The following is an 18,798-nucleotide window of genomic DNA, read 5'->3' as shown; positions in this document are numbered from 1 at the left end:
CGCGTGCCGCCTTTGGAGCGTTTGCACGCGGGTCCGGACGTGCCACTCTGAACCACGCAATGCCGGAGGGCGGGCGCCCGCCCCCCGTAATCCGAAGGCAGGAGGCGCGCCGTGCCGGGGGAGAGAGCTGGGACGCCGCCGCCGCGCGGCTTTCCCGACAGCGAGTTCGAAAGCCGACTCGAGCGCGCCCGGGCATTGATGGCGCGGGACGGCCTGGCGGCGCTGCTCCTGACCACCGAGGTCGAGCTCCGCTACTTCTCCGGCTTCCTGACCCAGTTCTGGCAGAGTCCGACCCGGCCCTGGTTCCTGGTCGTGCCCTTGCGGGGCAAGCCGGTCGCGGTGATTCCCGAGATCGGCGCGGAGGCCATGGCGCGGACCTGGGTCGAGGACATCCGCACCTGGTCGGCGCCGCACCCCATGGACGACGGCGTCACCTTGCTCGCGGCCACGCTCACGGAACTCGCCGGGGCCGGCGGGCGCATCGGCGTGGCCATGGCGCAGGAAACCCACCTGCGCATGCCGCTGGCCGACTTCGAGCGCCTGCGCCAGGCGCTGCCGGCGGCCGAGTTCGCCGACGCGACGGCGATCCTGCGGCGCCTGCGCCGGGTCAAGTCGGAGCGGGAGATCGCCAAGATCGCCTACGTCTGTGCCCGGGTCTCCGAGGCCTTTGCCGCCGCGCCGCGGCTGGTCTCCGAAGGCCAGAGCGAGATCGAGGCCTTCCGCGCCTTCAAGATCGAATGCCTGCGCCGCGGCGTCGACGACGTGCCCTATCTGGTCGGCGGCGCCGGGCCCGGGGGCTACGGCGACATCATCTCGCCGCCCTCGGAACGCGCGCTGGCCGGCGGCGACGTGCTTATCCTCGACACCGGCTCGGTCTACGACGGCTACTTCTGTGACTTCGATCGCAACTTCGCCTTCGGACAGGTCGATGACGAAGCGCGTCGCGCCTACGACGTCGCCCATCGCGCCACCGAGGCGGGCCTGGCGGCGGCGCGGCCGGGCGCGACCTGCGCCGACCTCTTCCATGCCATGCAGGCGGTCCTCGAGGCGGGCGGCGCGCTGGGCAACGACGTCGGCCGCCTGGGCCATGGCCTGGGCAGCCAGCTCACCGAGTGGCCCTCGCACACGGCCTGGGATGACACGCGGCTGGAGCCAGGGATGGTGCTGACCCTGGAGCCCGGGATGAACTTCGCGCCCGGGCGCGTCATGGTGCACGAGGAGAACATCGTGATCCGGGAGTCGGGGCCGGAGCTCCTGACCCGGCGGGCGCCGCCCGAGCTGCCCGTCATCGGATAGGCGATGGGGGAGCGGAGTTTGAAGCTCGCATTCCACTCCGACGAGGGCTTCGGCCGGAGAGCGGTGCTGGGCCTGATCGTCCTGCAGGCGGACGAGACGGTCGAGCCGGAGTTCCGCGGCCTCGTCGATCTCGAAGGAGTCGTGCTCTATCACAGCCGGGTGCCGAGCGGAGCCGAGGTGACCCCGGAGAGCCTGGCCGCAATGCGGGCCGAGATCCCGACCGCCGCCCGTCTGCTGCCGCCGACCGCGGCCCTCGACGTGATCGGCTATGCCTGCACGTCGGGGGCGACCGTCATCGGGGAAGCCACGGTTGCAGAGGCGATCCGCTCGGTCCGCCCCGGCGTTGCGACCAGCGACCCCCTGACCGCGGTCAAGGCGGCCTGCCGCGCCCTCGGCATCCGGCGGCTCGGCTTCGTCACGCCCTATATCGCCGAGGTCTCGGCGGCCATGCGCCGAAACCTGGAAGACACCGGCCTGGAGATCGCCGCCTTCGGCTCCTTCGAGGAGAGCGAGGAAGCCGTCGTCGCGCGCATCGCGCCGGCCTCGGTGCTCGACGCCATCGTCAAGGTCGGCGCGGCGCCGGATTGCGAGGCGGTCTTCGCCGCCTGTACCAACCTTCGCACGGCCGGGGTGATCGCCGAGGCCGAGGCGCGCCTGGACAAGCCGGTGGTCACCAGCAACCAGGCCCTGGCCTGGCACATGCTGCGCCTCGCCGGCCTGCCGGACGCTTCGCCCGCCGGCGGATCGCTGTTCCGTTGCGCTTTGCCCTGACCACGATGAGAAATGCGGGCTAGGTCCGCAACCTGGGGGTCAGCGCGGCGGCGGCGACCAGGGCGCCGGCGGCGACCAAAGAGGGCAGCAGGAAGCTCTCGCCGAAGCGGTAGGCGTAGCCGGCGAAGCTGGGGCCGATCATCTGGCCGAGGCCGAAGGCGGCGGTCATCATCGCGATGCTGCGGCGCGGGTCGCCCCGGGACAGCGCCCGGGCGTTGATCAGGCCGAGGGCGGTGATGCCCATGAAGGTGCCGCCCAGCAGGGCGGCCGCAACGACGATGGCGACCGCGCCGCTTACCAGCACGGAGAGCGCGACCCCGAAGCCTTCGACCAGGCAGGCGATGGCGAAGCTGCGGTCGTTGCCCCAGCGGCGTCCGAGCCAGGCCCAGAAGGCCACAGAGGGCACCGCCGCCAGGCCGACGACCAGCCAGACCAGGCCCTCCAGGGCGGCAATCTCCGGGGTGCCCCGCACCAGGGTCGAGATGAAGGTCGCGGTGATCACGTAGCCGAAGCCGAAAAGCCCGTAGGCCAGGGTCAGGGCGAGCAGGCGGCGATCGCGGCCCGCGGTCGCGCCGTCGCCCGCCGGCGCTGCGGCCGGCTCTGTCTCGCTCGGCACCAGCGCCCGCGCGGCCAGCAGCGCGAGCAGCGATAGCGCGCCGCTGGCCAGCCAGAGCGCTCGCCAGTCGGCGCCGGCGGCACCAAGGCCCCAGACCAGGCCGGCCGAGACGGCGATGCCGCTGCCGACCCCGGCGAAGTGCAGGGACGACAGGCCGGGCCGCCCGGCCCGGGCCAAGCGGTCGAGGACCAGGGCGGAGCCGAAGACCAGCACGAAGGCGCTGGCCACCCCGCCGAGGAAGCGCAGGGCGAGAAAGGCAGGCACCGCGCCGGCCAGGCCCATGGCGGCAGTGGTGGCGGCGCTGACGCCCAAGGCGGCCAGGAACCAGAGCCGCCGCCCTCCTGGCAGGCGCCCCGCCGCCGCGCCCAGGGCGCCCAGCAGGTAGCCCAGGAAATTCGCCGAGGCGACGATCCCGGCCTCGGCTTTGCTGAGGCCCAGGGCCTGCTCCATGAAGGGCAGGATCGGCGTGTAGACGAAGCGCCCGATGCCCATGGCCGCGGCCAGCGCGATCAGGCCGCCGAAGGCGAGCGCCATGCTTTGGCTGCGAGCTCCGTCCATCGAAAGGGCCGCTCCGAAGGCTGTGGTCTGGCCGCCGAGAGCGGCGGTTTCAAGCTCACGACATTCGTCCGATTCGAGCAAGCGGGCTTTGCGCCCTCACTCTTGGGGCGGCGGCCCCGATCCGGTGCCGGTCTTGGACACCGACCGCACCTTCGCGAACAATCGGCAGTCGCGGGGCTCGTCGGAAAGGTTCGGATGGATGCTGTAGCGACGCAGGATGCCCTCGAAGACCATGCCCGCTTTCTCCATCACCCGGGCCGAGGCGCCGTTGTCGACATCGCAGAAGGCCGAAGCCCGCCAGACCTGTGGCTGGTCGAGCGACCAGTCGAGGAGTTTGGACAAGGCTTCGGTCATGTAGCCCCGGCCCCAGACGGAGCGGGCGATGACGTAGCCGAAATCGACCCTGTGGCCGCGGTTGCAAAGGTCGATCACCCCGACCGGACCCGACAGTCCATCCCCGACCTCGATGACATAGCTGTGGCGGGTCCCGCTCGACCAGGCGTCGAGACAAGACCGCAGGAAGGCAAGTGTCTCCGCTTCGGATCGATGCCTTCGCCAGGTCATGAAGGGGGTGACCCGCTCGTCGCTCGCGTAGGCGCGAAACAACGCGCCCGCGTCTTCGAGCCTGGGCATCCTCAGCAATAGACGCGGGGTCGTGAGTTCCGCGGGCACGTCCAGGGCTTGGTTCATCCGGAGACCTCAGCATTCGCGGTCAAGTCGGGTGGCGGCTGGCAGGGGCGGAAGCCGAGGGCCGCCGCGGCGGGCACGGCCGCAGGGCCGAAGACTATTGCTGGTTGAGCTTCTTCTGCAACCGAGACTCGCATTCAAAACGCGACCGTGCTACCTTGTATATTGGAAGGGACATTCGGGAAATTCCGGTCAAGACTGCCGCTTGGATCTTGCGCAGGATGCGCAGCGTCACGATCCGAAGGGACGAAGTCGTGGCTTCATGGGCATTTAGCTCACGGTCTTGAGCCGCATCTCCCGATGGGCGCCGCTGTACGACGTGGGACAGCGATGACGATCGGCTCGGTTCTCACAAGCAATCCAAAGGACCTGGGTCCTCTGTGCCCAGCACTGGGCTTCTGCCCCGGGCGGCGCCGCGCCGCCGCGTTCGGAGGCCGCTGCACGGCGCTTTCCCGGCAATTGCCACATTGCGCGATGACGTTAAGGAAGAGGAGCCGGAGACGAATGAACGGCTCTCAAGCAAGTGATTCGGAAGTCGTGAAAGGTCGCTTTCCACGAAGCGGCAAGACCCGGCGACACCCGAATGCCTTGTCGGTCAGTGGACCGGCGACAGCGAGGTACTTCCGCGAGCCAGCTGACTGACCGATGACGGCGCCGCCACCGATCGGATCCGATCTCGATCCGGTCGAGCCAACGAGAGGGAGGTCATACAAATGTGTAGTTTTATAACGGGAACGCAGAAGCTTGGCAGGTCACCTCTGACAGGCCTTCTGCTTCCGGTCATGGCTCTTGGCACGCTCGGCATAGGACAGAGCGCAGTCTCCGCTGACGAGATCGTTCCGATATCCGGTCTCAGCCCCTATCCACCGGGCGTCGAATGCAACGTGTCCCCTCAGACGGGAACTCTTTGGCGCAACAACGAGACGGAACCCTATATGGACGTGGACTTCGGCCGGCCGAACGAGATGGCGGCCATCGTCCACCAGGACCGTTGGAGCAATGGATCGGCCCAGAGCACGGCGACCTTCTATTCCGATGATGGAGGAGAGACGTGGAATCTGGCCTTTACGCCCATCACCCGCTGTTCCGGCGGTCTACAGGAGGGCCCGGAGTCCTTCGATCGGGCCTCGGATCCTTGGCTGACGGTGACCCCAGGGAAGGCCGGCTGGCACGACGACGACGATGATGACGACGACAACGGCAAGGGCGCGGTCTTCCATCAGATGAGCCTGATGACGGACCGGCTGCCACCGGATGGAAGTCTGCTGCGGAGTGCCTATTCCATGCTGCGCTCCACCAACGGCGGCAAGACGTGGTCTCTGCCTATCGTCGTCAGCAACCGCACGGAAGAGGAGCCCGGCGCGCCCTTCAACGACAAGAACACCATGACGGCAGATCCCTACAAGAAACGCTTCGTCTACGGGACTTGGCAGCTGCTTAAGGACGTCCTGCCCGACGACGACAGCGCCATTCCTCTTCAGTTCTTCTACAGCGACACCTTCTTCATCCGCTCGAACGACACGGGGAAGAGCTGGGAAGAGGCGCGCGCCGTCTACAAGATTCGGGACGATGTGGCCCTCTTGGCAGAGGCCGGCATCGATCCCGACGTGACACCCATCTTCGGCGCCCAGAACATCGGACATCAGATCGTCGTCTTGCCCGACGGTCGCCTGGTGAACGTGTCGCAGGCGCGGTTCAGCATACCGGGACCGGACTTCCTGGAACGCGTCATCATCCGCTCCTTCGACAACGGGGATACCTGGGAGCAGGAAGCAAAGATCATCCCCTCCAACACGCTCGGCGGCTTCGTGCAGTTTGACGCCGAGCTTGCCGTCGCGTCCTTGGGGGCCATCCAGAACACAACCCGCGCTGCGGGCAGCATCCCCGATATCGCCGTCAACCGGACCAACGGCTTCATGTACGTGGCCTGGCAGAATGTCGATCCCGGCTTTACCTTCCTCGGTGTCTTCATGTCGATGTCCAAGGACGGCGGGGACACCTGGAGCGATCCGATCACGGTTGGCGGCGGCGACCTGAAACCCGACGGATCTTTGAGTTTGGCGCAACTGCCGGCGGTCCATGTCGCGGACGACGGAAAGGTCGGCGTGATTTTCTTTGATGACCGCAACGACATAGCTTGTCCGGATCCGGCCAACATTAGCAACGAAGAGAATCCGGAGTGCTTCACGGACGTGGGCGGCGGCAAGTTCAAGGCGGGGCCCTTCGACCACGACTGGTTTTTCAAAACCTACGATGAGGACCTCAACTTCATCGAAGAGAAGCGCGTCACGCAGGAGTCCTTCGACCTACGGCAGGCGCCGATCGCAAGGGGCTACTTCCCAGGCGATTACGTCAATTGCACCTCGACCGACAACGACTTCGTCTGCGCCTTCACCCGCACCAACAACAACGGCCTGCCCGTCGGGAGCAACCCGCCGGGCAACGTCTTGGGCTTCGAAGAAGACAACCGCCAGGACATGGTCTTCACCCGCATCCCGGGCACGTCGGTCTGCGACTTTGGACACACGCTGCGCCGCTACAAGGCCCAGCTGGATGCCGCTGAAATCGAGATCCCGGCGAGAGTGCAGTTCGAGCGCCTGGTCTTCCTCAAGGACAGGTTCAAGAAAGGCTGCCTGGTCGCAGACCGGGATGACGACGACGAAGACGATTGATGTGACGAAGATCAGTTCAGCCGCGCGTGACAGGGCCTAGATTTCCCTCAGGCCCTCGATCGCGCCAGGAAACACCTGGGAGGAATAAGATGTCGATGAAACGCCGTAGCTTCGTTCCAGCTGCGCTTGCCGTCTTGGCATTGGTCTTCGCGGCGGTCTCGGTCGTCCCCGCGTCCCATGCTCAGCAGGCGTTGAAATTCGTGCCGGAAGACGACCGGGATGTGCCGGAAGGCTCTCAGATCCCGAACTCACGGCTCCAGGAAACCGAAGAGAAGGTGGAGGAGCTGAAGGCCCAGATGAGGGAGAAGTCCCAGCTGCAACAGCAAGAGCAGCAGCAAGAGACCGAGACGTCCGATCCCAACGGGGGCCAGCAGCAATAGATCGGCTGGTGACCCAACTCTGAGGCACTATGTGGAGGCTGACCTGCGCCTCGCTCGGTTCGTCGTCTTCGACGGGCGGGGCGCAGCGTCAGCAGCCCGGATGAGCCAAGATCAAGATGGCACTCGCGCTGGAGCCTTTCCGGCGGCAGTGCGCTCAAGGTATTTCGCTCTCTGCGCCGAGTTGCGGCCCGGGGCGGATGACGCGGGCGAGACGGATCGCCGCGACGAACGCCGTCTTTGACCTCAGGCGGCCGCCTAGTCGCTCTCCGCAAACATCAGCAGGCAGCCGTCCGGGTCCTTCACGTGGAACTCGCGCAGGCCATAGGGCTGGTCGAAGGGCGGGCGGACGCGGCCGTCCGGCAGCTCCGAGAGCTGCGGCGCCAGTTCCTCGTAGAGCTGGTCGAGCCCGTGCACCCAGACGTGGAGCGAGATGTTGTTGGCCGTTGCGGCCAGGGCCCGGGGGTCGTCGCTGCGCAGGAAATGCAGGGCCGCCTGGCCCCGGGTCACCGTGGCGAAGCTCTCGTCCGCTGCGATGAAGCGCGCCTCGAAGCCCAGGAAGTCCTTATAGAAGGCGACCGTGGCGGAGACGTTTCGCACCGGCACGATCGCGACGGCATCGGCAATCTCGGCTGGCTTCGCCATTGCGAACCTCCTGGGGTCGTGGGGGGAGGCCGGGCTTCGGCGCCCTGTTGCCGCCAATCCTATCACAACTTTTTCTGCCGGAAGCGCGCTCTGTAGCTGCCGCCGGGCTGGAAGAGCTCGTCCTGGGTCTCGCCCAGGCGGTCCTGGGCCGCGGCGTCCAGGGTTTCGAGGGCGAGCTCGAGACCCTGGCGCGGCACCGGGACGCATTGCGCCACCGGGGTGCCCTTGGGCAGGACACCGGAAAAGCCGCGGTCGGTCCAGGCCGCCGGGAAGTGCACGTAGTTGTCGACGTAGCGGTCGGCATCGACCAGACCCGTGACCGAACGGAAGGGCAGGTCCGGCCGGTTGACCGGATGGCTGACCAGCAGCGCGTAGCCGGGCTCCAGCTCGATGGTCCAGAAGTTCATGAACTTGATCAGCAGGCTGTCCGGCTCGTAGAGCGGCGAATCGACGACCTGGGCGTTGAGGTGAAAGCTCAGAGGCCCTCGCGGGGCGTGGCCCGGCAAGCCGGCCGGCAGGTCCTCCCAGTCCCAGGCGAAGGCGCCGTCCTCGAAACGCAGGTCGCAGGCCAGCGGCATGAGGAAGCCGAAGCCCATGGCGTCGACGAAGGGCGGGCACTGCTTGACCGTCTTGACCTCGGCGTCGAAGTCCTCGGTCCGGGCGCGCATCGGCATGCGCTTCAGCCAGTCGGGCAGGCCGCGCTTGGCCGGGACCGGCGCCGGCAGGATCCCCTCGAGCTCGGGCAGGCAACGGAAGACGATCTTCATCGCTTCGGCTTAGCCTCCGAAGCCGGGGCGGTACCTCTCGATCGCTCCGCCGCAAGGCGCCGTCATCCCGCCTTCTCCTGGCGGATCTTCTGCCAGACCGGGCGGAAGTCGTAGGTCGGGTAGAACTCGGTGTCGAAGGCGCCCCAAGCGCACTGCTCGATGGCCAGGTTGACGTCGCGCAGCTTCGCGGCCGGGACCTTGAGGGTCACCACCTGGCCAATGCCCATCATCACGTACCAGGAAACGACCTCGGTCCCCTCGGGCGGGAAGCGTTGCCAGAAGCCGGCGGCGTCCAGCTTGGCGTTGATCTCCGCCAGGTTCTTGTCCTTCTGGTGTTTCAGATGGATGGTCAGCAGTATCTCGTCGCTTGCCTGGGTCATGCCGGCCCCTTCCTCCTGCGGCTCCTGACGAGGGAGATGCTGACATCTCCGGGGCCTTCGCGCCAGCGCCGCGCCACCGCCGTCCGGATAAAGAAATGGCCCCCTGGTCGAGCGGGCCGGGGGCCGGAGTGTGGGGATAGCGTGGGGATATCAACGCGCCTTAAGATGACAGGGCTTTGTGTCACTGAAGTTGCAACCCGCGGACAGGGCAGTGAAATCGGCGAGGGGCAGGTCCGCCGGCGATCGGCGCCGCGACGGCCGGGGTCGCCGAGGAGGTTTGTCCTGCAAAGCGAATTCCGTTATCATCCCGCCGCTTCGGGCCGGCTTGGCTCTCATCGTCCGAAGATGGGAACATGGCGAAAGAGGACCTTCTGGAGTTCCAGGGCACGGTGATCGAACTGCTGCCCAACGCGATGTTTCGGGTGCGGCTGGAGAACGACCACGAAATCCTGGCCGTCACGGCCGGAAAGATGCGCAAGCATCGCATCCGCGTCCTTGCGGGTGACCGCGTGACCGTCGAAATGACGCCTTACGATCTCACCAAGGGCCGCATCACCTTCCGCTTCAAGTAGACCCTCCGGCTTTCATGCCCAAAGGAAGCGCCAGCCCGCAGACCAAGCTGCCGCCTTTGGTGCTGGGCTCGGCCTCGCCGCGCCGCCGCGAGTTACTGCGCCAGGTCGGGGTCGAGCCGGCGGCGGTCGACGCCGCGGAGATCGACGAGACGCCGCGGCGCGGCGAGCTGCCCGCTGCCTACGCCCGGCGCATTGCCTTGGAGAAGCTGGACGCGGTCGCCGCGCGGCACGCCGGCGCCTTCGTGCTCGCCGCCGACACCGTGGTCGCGGTCGGCCGCCGCATCCTGCCCAAGCCGGCCGACGCCGCCGAGGCCCGGGCCTGTCTGGAACGTCTCTCCGGTCGCAGCCACAGGGTGCTGGGCGCAGTGGCGGTGCAGGCGCCCGACGGGCGGAGGGCCCGGCGCCTGGTGGCGACCCGGGTCCGCTTCCGGCGCCTGCACCCCGAGGAGCTGGCCGCCTACCTGGAGAGCGGCGAGTGGCAGGGCAAGGCCGGCGGTTATGCGATCCAGGGCCTGGCCGCGGCCTTCGTGCCGGAGGTCCAGGGCTCCTATCCCAACGTCGTCGGTCTGCCCCTCGTCGAGACCCTCGCGCTCCTGCGGGGCCTGGGATGGCGTCGCTAGACGACGCCCTGCTGATCTCCGCCCTGCCGGGCATCCTCTGGGCCGCGCGGGTCGAGGGCGGCGCTCTGGTCGACCTCAGGCTGCGCCGCGACGACCGGCCCGAGGTTCGGGGCAACCTCTACCTGGGCCGGGTGGCCCGGCTCGACCGCGGACTGGGCGCGGCCTTCGTCGACATCGGCCTGGCCGAGCCCGGCCTGCTGCCCCTCGACCGGGTGGAGGCCCGGCCGGCGGAGGGCGAAGCCCTGATCGTCCGGGTGCAGCGCCCGCCCGCCCCGGGCAAGGGCGCCAAGCTGAGCGCCAAGGTTCCGGCGGAGCTGCGCCGGCGCCTCGAGTCCGCGGCCAGGGCGGCCAGGGCGCCGGCCCTGCTCCATCGGGCGGACGACCCGCTCGACCTCTGGCTGAGCGCCGCCGCGCCGCCGGCCCGCGTCGTGGCCGACGACGCCGGCCTCCTGGCCGAGCTGCGCCGGCGCCTGGAGGCTGCCGGCCATCCGACCGAAGGTCTGGAGCTGCACCAGGGTGGCCTGCCGCTCCTCGAGGCGGCGGGCCTGGCCGAGCGGATCGAGTCCCTGCTCGCCCCTCGGGTCGCCCTGCCGGGCGGGGGCGCGCTGCTGATCGAGCCGACCCGGACCCTGACCGCGGTCGACGTCGACAGCGGCGGCGCCCGAGCCGGCGATCCCCAGCGCCTGGCCCTGGAGGTGAACCTGGAGGCGGCCGCCGCCGCCGCGCGGGAGCTGCGGCTGCGCCGGCTCTCGGGCCTGGTCGTGATCGACTTCCTCGAGCTCTCCCAGCGCGCGCAACGGCAGGAGGTGGTGCGCCGCCTGCGCCAGGCGATGAAGCGCGATCCCGAGGCCGGGCGGGTGCTGCCGATGTCGGTCTCGGGCCTGGTCGAGGTGACCCGGCGCCGCGCCGGCCCGCCACTCTACGAACTCATGACCCGGCCCTGTGGCCTGCACGGCTCGGGCCGTGCCTGGGACCCGGCGATCCTGGCCTGGCAGGCCCTGTGGCGCCTGCGCCACCAGGCGCTGGGCCGGCCCGGGGGCACGCCGCGGCTGACCTGCGGGCCGGGGGTTGCCGCGGCTCTGGAGGGCCCGGCCGCAGCGGCGCGGCACGCAGTCGCCGCCGCCCTGGGGCGCGAGATCGAGATTCATCGGGACCCGACACTGGCGGACGACGAGATCCGGATTGTGCTATAGGGGGCCATGACCAAGCCGAACGACCGCGTCGTGCCGATCAACAAGCTGCAGAAGGAGAACGGCCGCTGCCCGCTCTGCGAAAAGCCGAGCGATACGCGCTACCGGCCCTTCTGTTCGAAGCGCTGCGCCGACCTCGACCTGAGCCGCTGGCTCCACGGGGTTTATAGGATCCCGACCGACGACGCGCCGGAGGGCGGCGCCAGCGGCGGGGACGACGGTCTTTGATGCGCCGGGTCTTCGCCCTCGTCCTCCTGGCCGCCTTGGCTCCCGCGGCGGCGCTCGGGGCCTTCGAGGAACGCGCCCTGGAGTCCGTGGTCACGCTCTGGCCGGTCTGGCCCGATCCCGGGGCTGCCGCCGCCCGGAAGGAGCCCCAGGGATCGGCCGTTGCGATCGCGCCCGGCGGCTTCCTGGTTACGGCCCTGCACGTCGTTCGCGGCGCGGAGGAGATCCGGGTCGTGCCCCGCAGCGGCCCGCAGCTGGAGGCCCGCCTGCTCGGCAGCGATCCGGCGACCGACCTGGCGCTGCTCAAGGTCGAGGCGGAGCTGCCGGTGCTCGAGCCGGCACCGCCGCCGGCGCTGGGCGCGCCGGTCTGCGCACTGGGCAACCCCTTCGGCAGCGGCCTGTCAGTCAGCTGCGGCGTGGTCTCCGCCCGCGACCGCACCGGGATGGGCTTCAATCCGATCGAGGACTTCATCCAGACCGATGCCGCGGTCAACCCAGGCATGTCGGGCGGGGCGCTGGTCGATGGCCAGGGCCGGCTGCTCGGCGTGCTGCTGGCGATCTTCACCCGCGAGGCGGACGGCGACATCGGTCTGAACTTCGCCGCCTCCCGGCAGCTGGTCGAACGGGTCGTAGAAGACCTCATGGCCGGCCCGACGGTCCGGCGCAGCGCGCCGGGCTTCCGGGTCGCCGGCCTGAGCCGCGCGGACCAGCTCCGCTGGCGCGGGGTCCGGATCGTCGCGGTCGGCGCAGAGGGCGCGGCGGCCGCCGCCGGCCTCGCGCCCGGCGACGTGGTCACCGCCATCGGCGAACGCGCCGTCGCCAAGCCCAGCGACGTGGCGACCGCGATCCAGCTTCATCGGCCGGGCGACGCGGTCGTCATCGACTTCCTGCGCGCCGGCGAAGCCCGCCAGGCCACCCTCACGCTGCCGGAATAGGTCCGGCGTGACCCGCCCGACCGCCAGCCTGTCGGTCTCCGGTCTCCTGCTTCTGGGACTGCTGGCGGGACGCGGCGCCGAGCTGGCGGCGGCGGAGCCCTGTCCCGCGCCGGAGCCGGTCTGCGCCGTCCGGGAGGCCGTCTTCGCCGTCGAGGGCGCGGACAACGGCAGCGCGGTGCGGATCGGCCCCGGGCGCCTGGTCACCAGCCGGCACCTGGTGGCCGAGCTGGAGGAGGTCGGACTCCACCTTGCGGACGGCCGGCGCCTGGTCGCGGCGGTGGTTCCGAGCAGCTACGAGGCGGACCTCGTGCTGCTGCGGGTTGCGGGGCTGCCGCCAGGGCCGAGCCTCGTACCCGAGGCCGCGGCGCCCCCGGCCGAGGCAAGCCTCTTCGCCGTCGGGGCAGCGCCGCGTACGCGGCGCATACGTACCTATGCCCCCGGCCGCACCCTGGTCCCGATCGCGGCGGGCAAGCCCCTGGCCCGCCTGCACACCGACGCCGAAGCGGAGCACGCCAACAGCGGCGGCGCCCTGGTCGACGCCGAGGGCCGGCTGGTCGGGATCATCGCCTCCGGCGGCGGCGGCCGCAACGAGGCGGTGCCAGCGGGCGCGATCGCCACGTTGGAGCGCCTGAGCGGCCCAGAGCACAGCGAAGCGAGCCGGGCCCTGGGCAGCGCCTACCGGCTCTGCGACGAGCGGATCACCGCCGTGAGGCGGCGCGAGCGGCGGATGGCCGACGGCACCGCGGCGGTCATCCTCCAGGCCTGCGGCGCCAGCAAGAACCGGCAGTTCTTCGACCTGGCGGGCAAGCTCTTCGGATCGCTGGGCCGGATCGACGAGGCCCTGGAGATGTACCGTCAGGCGCTCGAGCAGGATCCCCATGCGCCCAACGCCCGGATCGGCGTGGCGATCACGCTGCACCTGGCCCGGCGCTACGAGGAGGAACTGCCGCACCTGCGCTGGCTGCTGGAGGTGATCCCGGCGGACCCGCAGATCCTGCGCCTCGCGGTTCAGGCCGGCACTTGGGGGGGCGATCGGGCGCTCGCTGAGAGGGCCCTGGCCCTGACGGAGACCCACCATCCGAACCTGGCGCCGGCCGCCCGGCGCTTCCTGGAGCGCAACCCGCCGCCGCCCTAACGCGAGGCCGCCGCCTGTCGGGTCGGCCCGAGCCTAGATTGATCTCTCTCAAGAGGTTAGGGCCATCTCCTTAACCGCTTCCCAAGGTTTGCCCGGCAAGACTCGCTCCGAAGCGTTCCGCGAGGTGGCATCGGAAGGGCAGGGAAGATGGAAGACGCCCTTTGGCGACGTTGGCTTGCCGGACTGCTGGGCGGGGTTTTGACCTTGGCGGCAACCTGCCTCGGTAGCGCCCTCGGCCTGGGCCTCGCCGAGACCGCGGTCTCCGGGAGCAACCGTTTCGCGGCCCTGATCGAGGGCTGGGACGGCTACCGCTTCGAGCACCCGGCCCATGCCGTCGGCGTGGTTCTCGGGATGTCGATCCTGGGGGCGGCCAGCATCTATTTGATCGTCGTGCCCCTGATCCGGCGGACCGGTCTGGTCAGCGAGAAGACGCTGCAGACGATGGTCTCGAGACGGGGAGGCTGGCGCGGCGAAAAGCTTGCCCTGTCGGCTGGACAGCGCGTTCAAGATTTCCTATAAGCCTGCGTCCCGATCGATGAGCCTCCTGCCCAGGTAGCTCAGTTGGTAGAGCACGTGACTGAAAATCACGGTGTCGGTGGTTCGATTCCTCCCCTGGGCACCATCCTCCTTTCCAGCTTCCTGATCGTCTGAAACCGCGTCCGGCGCAGGCCGGGGCCGTCGTGTCGTCTTGCGCCGCGGGCGGGGAGGCGCGTGGCGCATTTTGTGGCGCAAGACGAATAATCATAGGCAGAAAAGGATGGCTTAAGGGTTTATCCATAAAAACCATTGTGTTCGCCTAGTTTTGTAAGGATCGATTCGACACGGGTACCAGCGTGGGTACCGAGGGTCTCGGTGCGGATCGCAGTGAAGCTCGGGGGCAGCGACCCCCGTCCGGGGGCGGATTCGGCGCTCCTGGGGCTTCCCAGGGGCCTGCCTTTTCGGTCGTGGGAATAGCGCGTCAGCGCCCCTCGGCGGGAGCCCCGCCGCCGTGCCAGAGGGTCCGGCTCGACTCGGCCAGCCGCAGGACGTGCTCGGCCCAGGCGTCGAGGGCCCGGCGCAGATCGTCGTTGGAGATTCCGGTGCGGACCATCTCGCCGAGTCCGGCCGGCACCTGGCTGCGTCGTTCCAGGAGCCGGTTCAGGATCTCGGCCGAGGCGCCCAGGCGCGCCATGCCGGCGGCGGTGGTGCGGCGCAGGTCGCCGATCCGCCAGCCCTGGACTCCGGAGAGTTCGGTGGCGCGCCGCACCGCGTTGGAGAATCCGCTGACCGGGCGGTCGCCGCGCGGCCCGGCCGGGAAGGCATAGGGGCTGTCGGGGCGGGGCAGCGAGGCCAGCACCTCGACGGCGGCACCGGGCAGGGGCAGCTCGTGGCGCTGGCCGTCGTCGCGGCGCAGCGACCAGACCTGATCGGCCAGACCGATGTCCATCAGCCGAAGGGCGGCGACGTCGCCGCGTCGCTGCCCGGTCAGAAGGGTGAGCTTGAAGAGCGCGCCGTAGGGCCAGCCCATCTGTTCCCAGGCTTGCCAAAGGGCGGCGATCTCGTTGTCGGTCAGGATGCGCTGGCGCGGCGCCTCCTTGGAAGGCGGCCGGATGTTGACCACCGGCGAGCTCTCGACCAGGCCCGCCTCGATGCCCCAGAGGTAGATCTTGCGGATCAGGGCGAGGCGCCGGTTGGCGGCGTAGGGGTGCCCGCGCTGCTGTACGTCCTCGATGAGGGCAATGATGTCGGCGCGGGTGACCGACTCGGCCGTACGCCGGCCCCAGGCCGGGATCAGGTCGGCCTCGATCATCTGCCGGTCGAGCTTCCACGACTTCTTGCTGCGCTTGGCGTAGCGCTCCAGGTAGGCCTGGGCCAGGGCCTCGAAGCTGAAGCCGCTGCCGGTGACGGCGGCCCGGTTGCGCGAGGGGTCCCGGCCGCGGGCGACCTCCTGCAGGGCGTCGAAGGCGGCATCGCGGGCCAGTTCCAGGGAGAGCGTCGGATAGGTGCCCAAGGACAGCCGGCGCTTGCGGCCAGCGATCCGGTACATGACCTGCCAGGTCTTGCGGCCGTTCTCGGAGACCCGCAGGCCGAAGCCGGGCATCTCGTCGTCCCAGTAGTCGGCCCGGCCGGCCTCGGGCGGCGTCAGGCCGGCGACGATGCGTTCGCTCAGTCGGGTGACCGCCATGACGGCCGCTGCGCCTCGCTTCCCTTGGATGGCCGAGGTCGGCCCGCTGGCCGAATCGGCATGTCGGGGAGGACTCTAGGGCCGGCCGGGAAGGGCTGTCCAGCCGTCCCGCCAAGCTCGGAGCCGGCGGCGGAGCCTCGGCCAGGCCCTCCGTCTTTACGGTTCAGCAACCAGGATTGGCTAGTTCTATCCGGGCCAAGAGGGATGGAGAACAGAGACTTAAGGGGTGTGTGATGCGTGCTGCCAGGCTTACCTTGAAGCCGATCCTGCTTTGCCTTTGCCTCGCCGGTCTGGGCCTCAGCGGCTGTGGCGAGGGTGAGAAGCTGCCAGAGGTCGGCCAGCTGATCGCGCAGCTGCAGAGCGACAACCCGGCGGCCAGGAAACAAGCTGCGGTCCTCCTGGGCCGGCACGGGCCGCGCGCCGCCAGCGCGGTCGGCGCCTTGCTGGATGCCGCCGACCGGACGGTCAAGCCGAGCGAGCAGCAGGCCAAGCCAGCGAAGAAGGCGAAGGGGCAGGATCAGGCCGAGGCGCCGAAAGTCGTCAACGACGCCGAGCTTTACGACTCGATCGTCAAGGCGCTCTCGCGGACCGGCGGGGCCGGGGTCCCCGGGTTGATCAAGGGCTTGGAGCGGCCGGGGCAGCGCTCCGCCTGGGCGGCCATGACCGCGCTCAGCTGGATTGGCAAGCCTGCCGTGCAGCCACTGATCGACGCCCTGGGCGGGCAGAACGATCAGGTCCGCGACCTGGCGGCCACCTCGCTCGCCGGTATCGGCGAGGGGGCCGCGGAGTCCGTCCCGGCGCTGATGGAGGTCGCTCGCGGTCGCCACGGCTCCGCCTCCGGCCAGGCCGTGGTCGCACTCGGCAAGATGGGTGCGGCCGCCGTTCCCGGCCTTCTGGAGCTTCTCGACGATCCGAAGATGGGCCCGCGGCGCGCCGAGGTCATCACGGCGATCGGGCAGCTCGGCGGTGCCGCCAAGTCGGCGGTGCCGACGCTCCTTGGCTTGCTGGAGGAGGACGATCAGAAGATCGGCGTCGCCACGGTGCTCGCCCTGGGCGAGATCGGTCCGGCGGCCGAGGCCGCGATTCCCAAGCTCATGCGTCTGGAGAAGGACGAGCGCACCCAGGTCGCAAGGGTCGCGGGCAAGGCCCTGGACCAGATCGCGCCGAACCGCTAGGCCGGACCGCCAATACCTGCCTGAAACCCGCCGGCCGAACTCAACGGTGGCGGCAGTGGCTCGATACTCCCAGTCCATCCCCGAAGCGTGGCCTCAGGCCACGCCGCTCGGAGATCCGACCTATGGCTCCCTGCTCCCGCAAGGCGCGGCGCTGCTGCGTCCTCTCAGCGCCGACGCCGGGCCCTTTCCTGGAGGCGCTGGCGAATCGCCATGCCGGACGGATAGGCCACGAGGAAGACCATCAGAAGCACGATGGTGGAATTTAAAAATGTATCGATCATAGGGCGTCCCTTTATCCCCCCGATCGACAACCCGTTGCCGATACCCTGTCGTAAAGCTTGTAAAATGACAAGCCAAATCTATTAACATCTACACAAAGTCGTGATTTCAAGTCTTTAGCCGGCAAGTCCGGGGCTTGGTCCACAGACTTCTCCACCGCCCCGGGGCGGATGCGGTCATTCGGGACGAGCCCGGCCCCGCGATGGGCGACGGGCTCGGGCAGGGCTTCCTGGCCCGGGTCCCTTCAGGCGCTGCCCGCGATGTACTGGCGCAGCGTCGTGGTCTCGGACTCGAGCTCTTCGAGGCGGCTCTTGACCACGTCGCCGATGCTGACGATCCCGACCAGCTTGCCGTCCTCCACCACCGGCAGGTGGCGGAAGCGGCCGTCGGTCATTAGCTTCATGATGCCGTCGACTCGATCGTCCGGGCTGCAGGTCGTGACCTCGGCGGTCATCCGGTCCTTGACCTTCAAGGCCAGCAGGTCGGCGCCGTGGTCCGGCAGGCCGCGCACCAGATCCCGTTCGGACAGGATCCCGGCCAGCCGGCCGTCTTCGGTGGTGACGACGAGGGCGCCGATATTGCGCTCCTTTAGGAGCTTCGCCGCGTCGGCGATGGTGGCGTCGGGACGTGCGGTGGCGACGCCCGCCCCACTTACGGAGACGATGTGTCGGACTAGCATGGCTTTGCCTCACTTTCCTTCGCCCGATCTCGGGCACTTCGCCCGGCGCCCGTTTTTCAACGATTATTGCACTCTTTGAGCGAATTTTCAAAACGGCGCTACGGTACCGGTGTTCCGGTGCCGTCGGCGGGCCCGGCGCTGTGCTAGGCTGGTCGCCGGTCGAATCGGAGGCTGAAGATGACTACGGGCTCGTCTCGACGAAAATCGAAGGCCGAATCGCCCTCCGCGTCCCGGATGCTGGAGGCCGCGTTGAATCGTGCAGAGGACCAGGGTTGGGACAACTTGAGGTTGCGCGATCTTGCGGCCGACCTCGGCGTGCCCTTGTCGGAGGTCCTGGTCCACTACCGGGACGCCGACGCCATCGCCGATGCCTGGTTCCGCCAGGCCTTGGCCGCGATGCTGGCGCCGCCGCCGGAGGGCTTTTTCGAGTTGCCGGCCCGCGAGCGGCTGCGCCTCATGATGCTGCGCTGGTTCGACGCCCTGGAGCCGCACCGCCGGGTCACCGGCGAGATGCTCTCCGGCAAGCTCTATCCCTCGCATCCGCACCACTGGGTGCCGATGATCTTCAACCTGTCTCGGACCATCCACTGGCTTCGGGACTCGGCCGGCCTGGACGCCGGCGGCCGACGCCGCCAGCTCGAGGAGGTCGGCCTCACCGCCCTCTTCCTGGCGACTCTCCGGGACTGGGTCCGCGACGAGAGCCCGGACCAGGAGCGGACCCGCGCCCGCCTCGAGCGTCGCCTGGCGGGGGCGGACCGGCTGATGGCCCGGCTCTACGGTGTGGAGCCTGACGGCACGGCCGAGTCGACCGGCGGCGGTGCCTAGATCGGTATCGGCGCGGCCCGCGGCAATCCGCGCCGTGAAACCCGACCCACAGGAACAGCTCAGCGCACGATCGGCCGCCGAAGGCGGCGGCGCCCCTCATCGCCGGGGCTTCCACTGATTGGCCCGCTCGTTCCGCGCGGCTCGGCGCGCAGTCTCTTCGACGCGTCTGGCCCGCGTCTCCGGTCGCTTTGCCTGGGCGATCCACTCCAGGATGCCCCGCTTCACCGAGC

The 18,798-nt window shown here is 69.3% G+C and carries 20 protein-coding genes and 1 tRNA gene; 14 read left to right on the top strand and 7 right to left on the bottom strand.

Annotation, left to right across the window (positions count from 1 at the left end):
- The first annotated feature begins 111 nt into the window (after positions 1–111).
- Positions 112–1,296, top strand: a complete 1,185-nt coding sequence (locus QNJ30_18315; GenBank protein MDJ0945427.1) for a Xaa-Pro peptidase family protein — start codon at positions 112–114, stop codon at positions 1,294–1,296.
- 18 nt (positions 1,297–1,314) lie between these two features.
- Positions 1,315–2,067, top strand: a complete 753-nt coding sequence (locus tag QNJ30_18310; protein ID MDJ0945426.1) for an Asp/Glu racemase — start codon at positions 1,315–1,317, stop codon at positions 2,065–2,067.
- A 19-nt stretch (positions 2,068–2,086) separates the two neighbouring features.
- Here the strand turns inward: QNJ30_18310 and QNJ30_18305 are convergent, their stop codons facing one another.
- Together QNJ30_18305 and QNJ30_18300 are read right to left on the bottom strand one after the other, a co-directional pair.
- Positions 2,087–3,241 carry a YbfB/YjiJ family MFS transporter gene (locus QNJ30_18305; GenBank protein MDJ0945425.1) on the bottom strand — a complete coding sequence of 385 codons (1,155 nt, stop codon included), beginning with the start codon at positions 3,239–3,241 and terminating at the stop codon, positions 2,087–2,089.
- A gap of 96 nt (positions 3,242–3,337) precedes the next feature.
- Positions 3,338–3,931 (bottom strand): GNAT family N-acetyltransferase, encoded by a 594-nt coding sequence (locus QNJ30_18300; protein MDJ0945424.1) that lies wholly within the window; start codon positions 3,929–3,931, stop codon positions 3,338–3,340.
- A gap of 779 nt (positions 3,932–4,710) precedes the next feature.
- Here QNJ30_18300 and QNJ30_18295 point away from each other — a divergent pair.
- On the top strand, positions 4,711–6,600 hold the full coding sequence (locus QNJ30_18295; protein MDJ0945423.1) for a sialidase family protein: 1,890 nt from the start codon (positions 4,711–4,713) through the stop codon (positions 6,598–6,600).
- An 89-nt stretch (positions 6,601–6,689) separates the two neighbouring features.
- Positions 6,690–6,980, top strand: coding sequence for a hypothetical protein (locus QNJ30_18290; GenBank protein MDJ0945422.1), 291 nt, complete (start codon positions 6,690–6,692; stop codon positions 6,978–6,980).
- Positions 6,981–7,235: 255 nt separating this feature from the next.
- Here QNJ30_18290 and QNJ30_18285 read toward each other — a convergent pair whose 3' ends face one another.
- The 3 genes from QNJ30_18285 to QNJ30_18275 all read right to left on the bottom strand — a co-directional run bounded on the left by QNJ30_18285 (position 7,236) and on the right by QNJ30_18275 (position 8,769).
- Complete coding sequence (locus QNJ30_18285) at positions 7,236–7,622, bottom strand: VOC family protein (GenBank protein MDJ0945421.1); 387 nt, start codon at positions 7,620–7,622, stop codon at positions 7,236–7,238.
- A 62-nt stretch (positions 7,623–7,684) separates the two neighbouring features.
- A complete protein-coding gene (locus tag QNJ30_18280) occupies positions 7,685–8,389 on the bottom strand; it encodes a hypothetical protein (protein MDJ0945420.1) in 705 nt (234 codons plus the stop codon).
- Between the two features lie 62 nt (positions 8,390–8,451).
- Complete coding sequence (locus QNJ30_18275; GenBank protein ID MDJ0945419.1) at positions 8,452–8,769, bottom strand: hypothetical protein; 318 nt, start codon at positions 8,767–8,769, stop codon at positions 8,452–8,454.
- Between the two features lie 353 nt (positions 8,770–9,122).
- Between QNJ30_18275 and infA the strand changes: the two genes are divergently transcribed.
- The 8 genes from infA (at position 9,123) to QNJ30_18235 (ending at position 14,068) form a co-directional block, all read left to right on the top strand.
- Positions 9,123–9,341: a translation initiation factor IF-1 gene (infA, locus tag QNJ30_18270; GenBank protein MDJ0945418.1), complete on the top strand. Its 219-nt coding sequence runs from the start codon at positions 9,123–9,125 to the stop codon at positions 9,339–9,341.
- Positions 9,342–9,355: 14 nt separating this feature from the next.
- The gene (locus QNJ30_18265) at positions 9,356–9,961 is read left to right on the top strand and encodes a nucleoside triphosphate pyrophosphatase (protein ID MDJ0945417.1); all 606 of its coding nucleotides are present in this window, start codon (positions 9,356–9,358) and stop codon (positions 9,959–9,961) included.
- On the top strand, positions 9,949–11,154 hold the full coding sequence (locus QNJ30_18260; GenBank protein MDJ0945416.1) for a ribonuclease E/G: 1,206 nt from the start codon (positions 9,949–9,951) through the stop codon (positions 11,152–11,154). Before QNJ30_18265 ends, QNJ30_18260 begins: the two co-directional genes overlap by 13 nt.
- A 6-nt stretch (positions 11,155–11,160) precedes the next feature.
- Positions 11,161–11,379, top strand: a complete 219-nt coding sequence (gene yacG, locus QNJ30_18255) for a DNA gyrase inhibitor YacG (protein ID MDJ0945415.1) — start codon at positions 11,161–11,163, stop codon at positions 11,377–11,379.
- On the top strand, positions 11,379–12,311 hold the full coding sequence (locus QNJ30_18250; protein ID MDJ0945414.1) for a trypsin-like peptidase domain-containing protein: 933 nt from the start codon (positions 11,379–11,381) through the stop codon (positions 12,309–12,311). The genes yacG and QNJ30_18250 overlap by 1 nt, the downstream gene beginning before the upstream one ends.
- Before the next feature lie 7 nt (positions 12,312–12,318).
- Positions 12,319–13,446, top strand: coding sequence for a trypsin-like peptidase domain-containing protein (locus tag QNJ30_18245; GenBank protein ID MDJ0945413.1), 1,128 nt, complete (start codon positions 12,319–12,321; stop codon positions 13,444–13,446).
- A gap of 147 nt (positions 13,447–13,593) precedes the next feature.
- Positions 13,594–13,965 (top strand): hypothetical protein, encoded by a 372-nt coding sequence (locus QNJ30_18240; protein ID MDJ0945412.1) that lies wholly within the window; start codon positions 13,594–13,596, stop codon positions 13,963–13,965.
- 27 nt (positions 13,966–13,992) lie between these two features.
- Positions 13,993–14,068, top strand: a tRNA-Phe gene (locus tag QNJ30_18235).
- A gap of 336 nt (positions 14,069–14,404) precedes the next feature.
- Here the strand turns inward: QNJ30_18235 and QNJ30_18230 are convergent.
- On the bottom strand, positions 14,405–15,610 hold the full coding sequence (locus QNJ30_18230) for an integrase arm-type DNA-binding domain-containing protein (protein MDJ0945411.1): 1,206 nt from the start codon (positions 15,608–15,610) through the stop codon (positions 14,405–14,407).
- A gap of 233 nt (positions 15,611–15,843) precedes the next feature.
- Between QNJ30_18230 and QNJ30_18225 the strand changes: the two genes are divergently transcribed.
- Complete coding sequence (locus tag QNJ30_18225; protein ID MDJ0945410.1) at positions 15,844–16,785, top strand: HEAT repeat domain-containing protein; 942 nt, start codon at positions 15,844–15,846, stop codon at positions 16,783–16,785.
- Between the two features lie 523 nt (positions 16,786–17,308).
- Here QNJ30_18225 and QNJ30_18220 read toward each other — a convergent pair.
- Positions 17,309–17,743 (bottom strand): CBS domain-containing protein, encoded by a 435-nt coding sequence (locus QNJ30_18220; GenBank protein MDJ0945409.1) that lies wholly within the window; start codon positions 17,741–17,743, stop codon positions 17,309–17,311.
- Between the two features lie 249 nt (positions 17,744–17,992).
- On the opposite strand from QNJ30_18220, the gene QNJ30_18215 reads away from it, so the two are divergent.
- On the top strand, positions 17,993–18,568 hold the full coding sequence (locus QNJ30_18215; GenBank protein MDJ0945408.1) for a hypothetical protein: 576 nt from the start codon (positions 17,993–17,995) through the stop codon (positions 18,566–18,568).
- Positions 18,569–18,798 lie beyond the last annotated feature (230 nt).

Source organism: Kiloniellales bacterium (assembly GCA_030066685.1).
Lineage (GTDB): Bacteria > Pseudomonadota > Alphaproteobacteria > Kiloniellales > JAKSBE01 > JAKSBE01.
The sequence above is the reverse complement of the archived record's forward strand: the minus strand, read 5'-3'. Positions and strand labels throughout refer to the sequence as shown.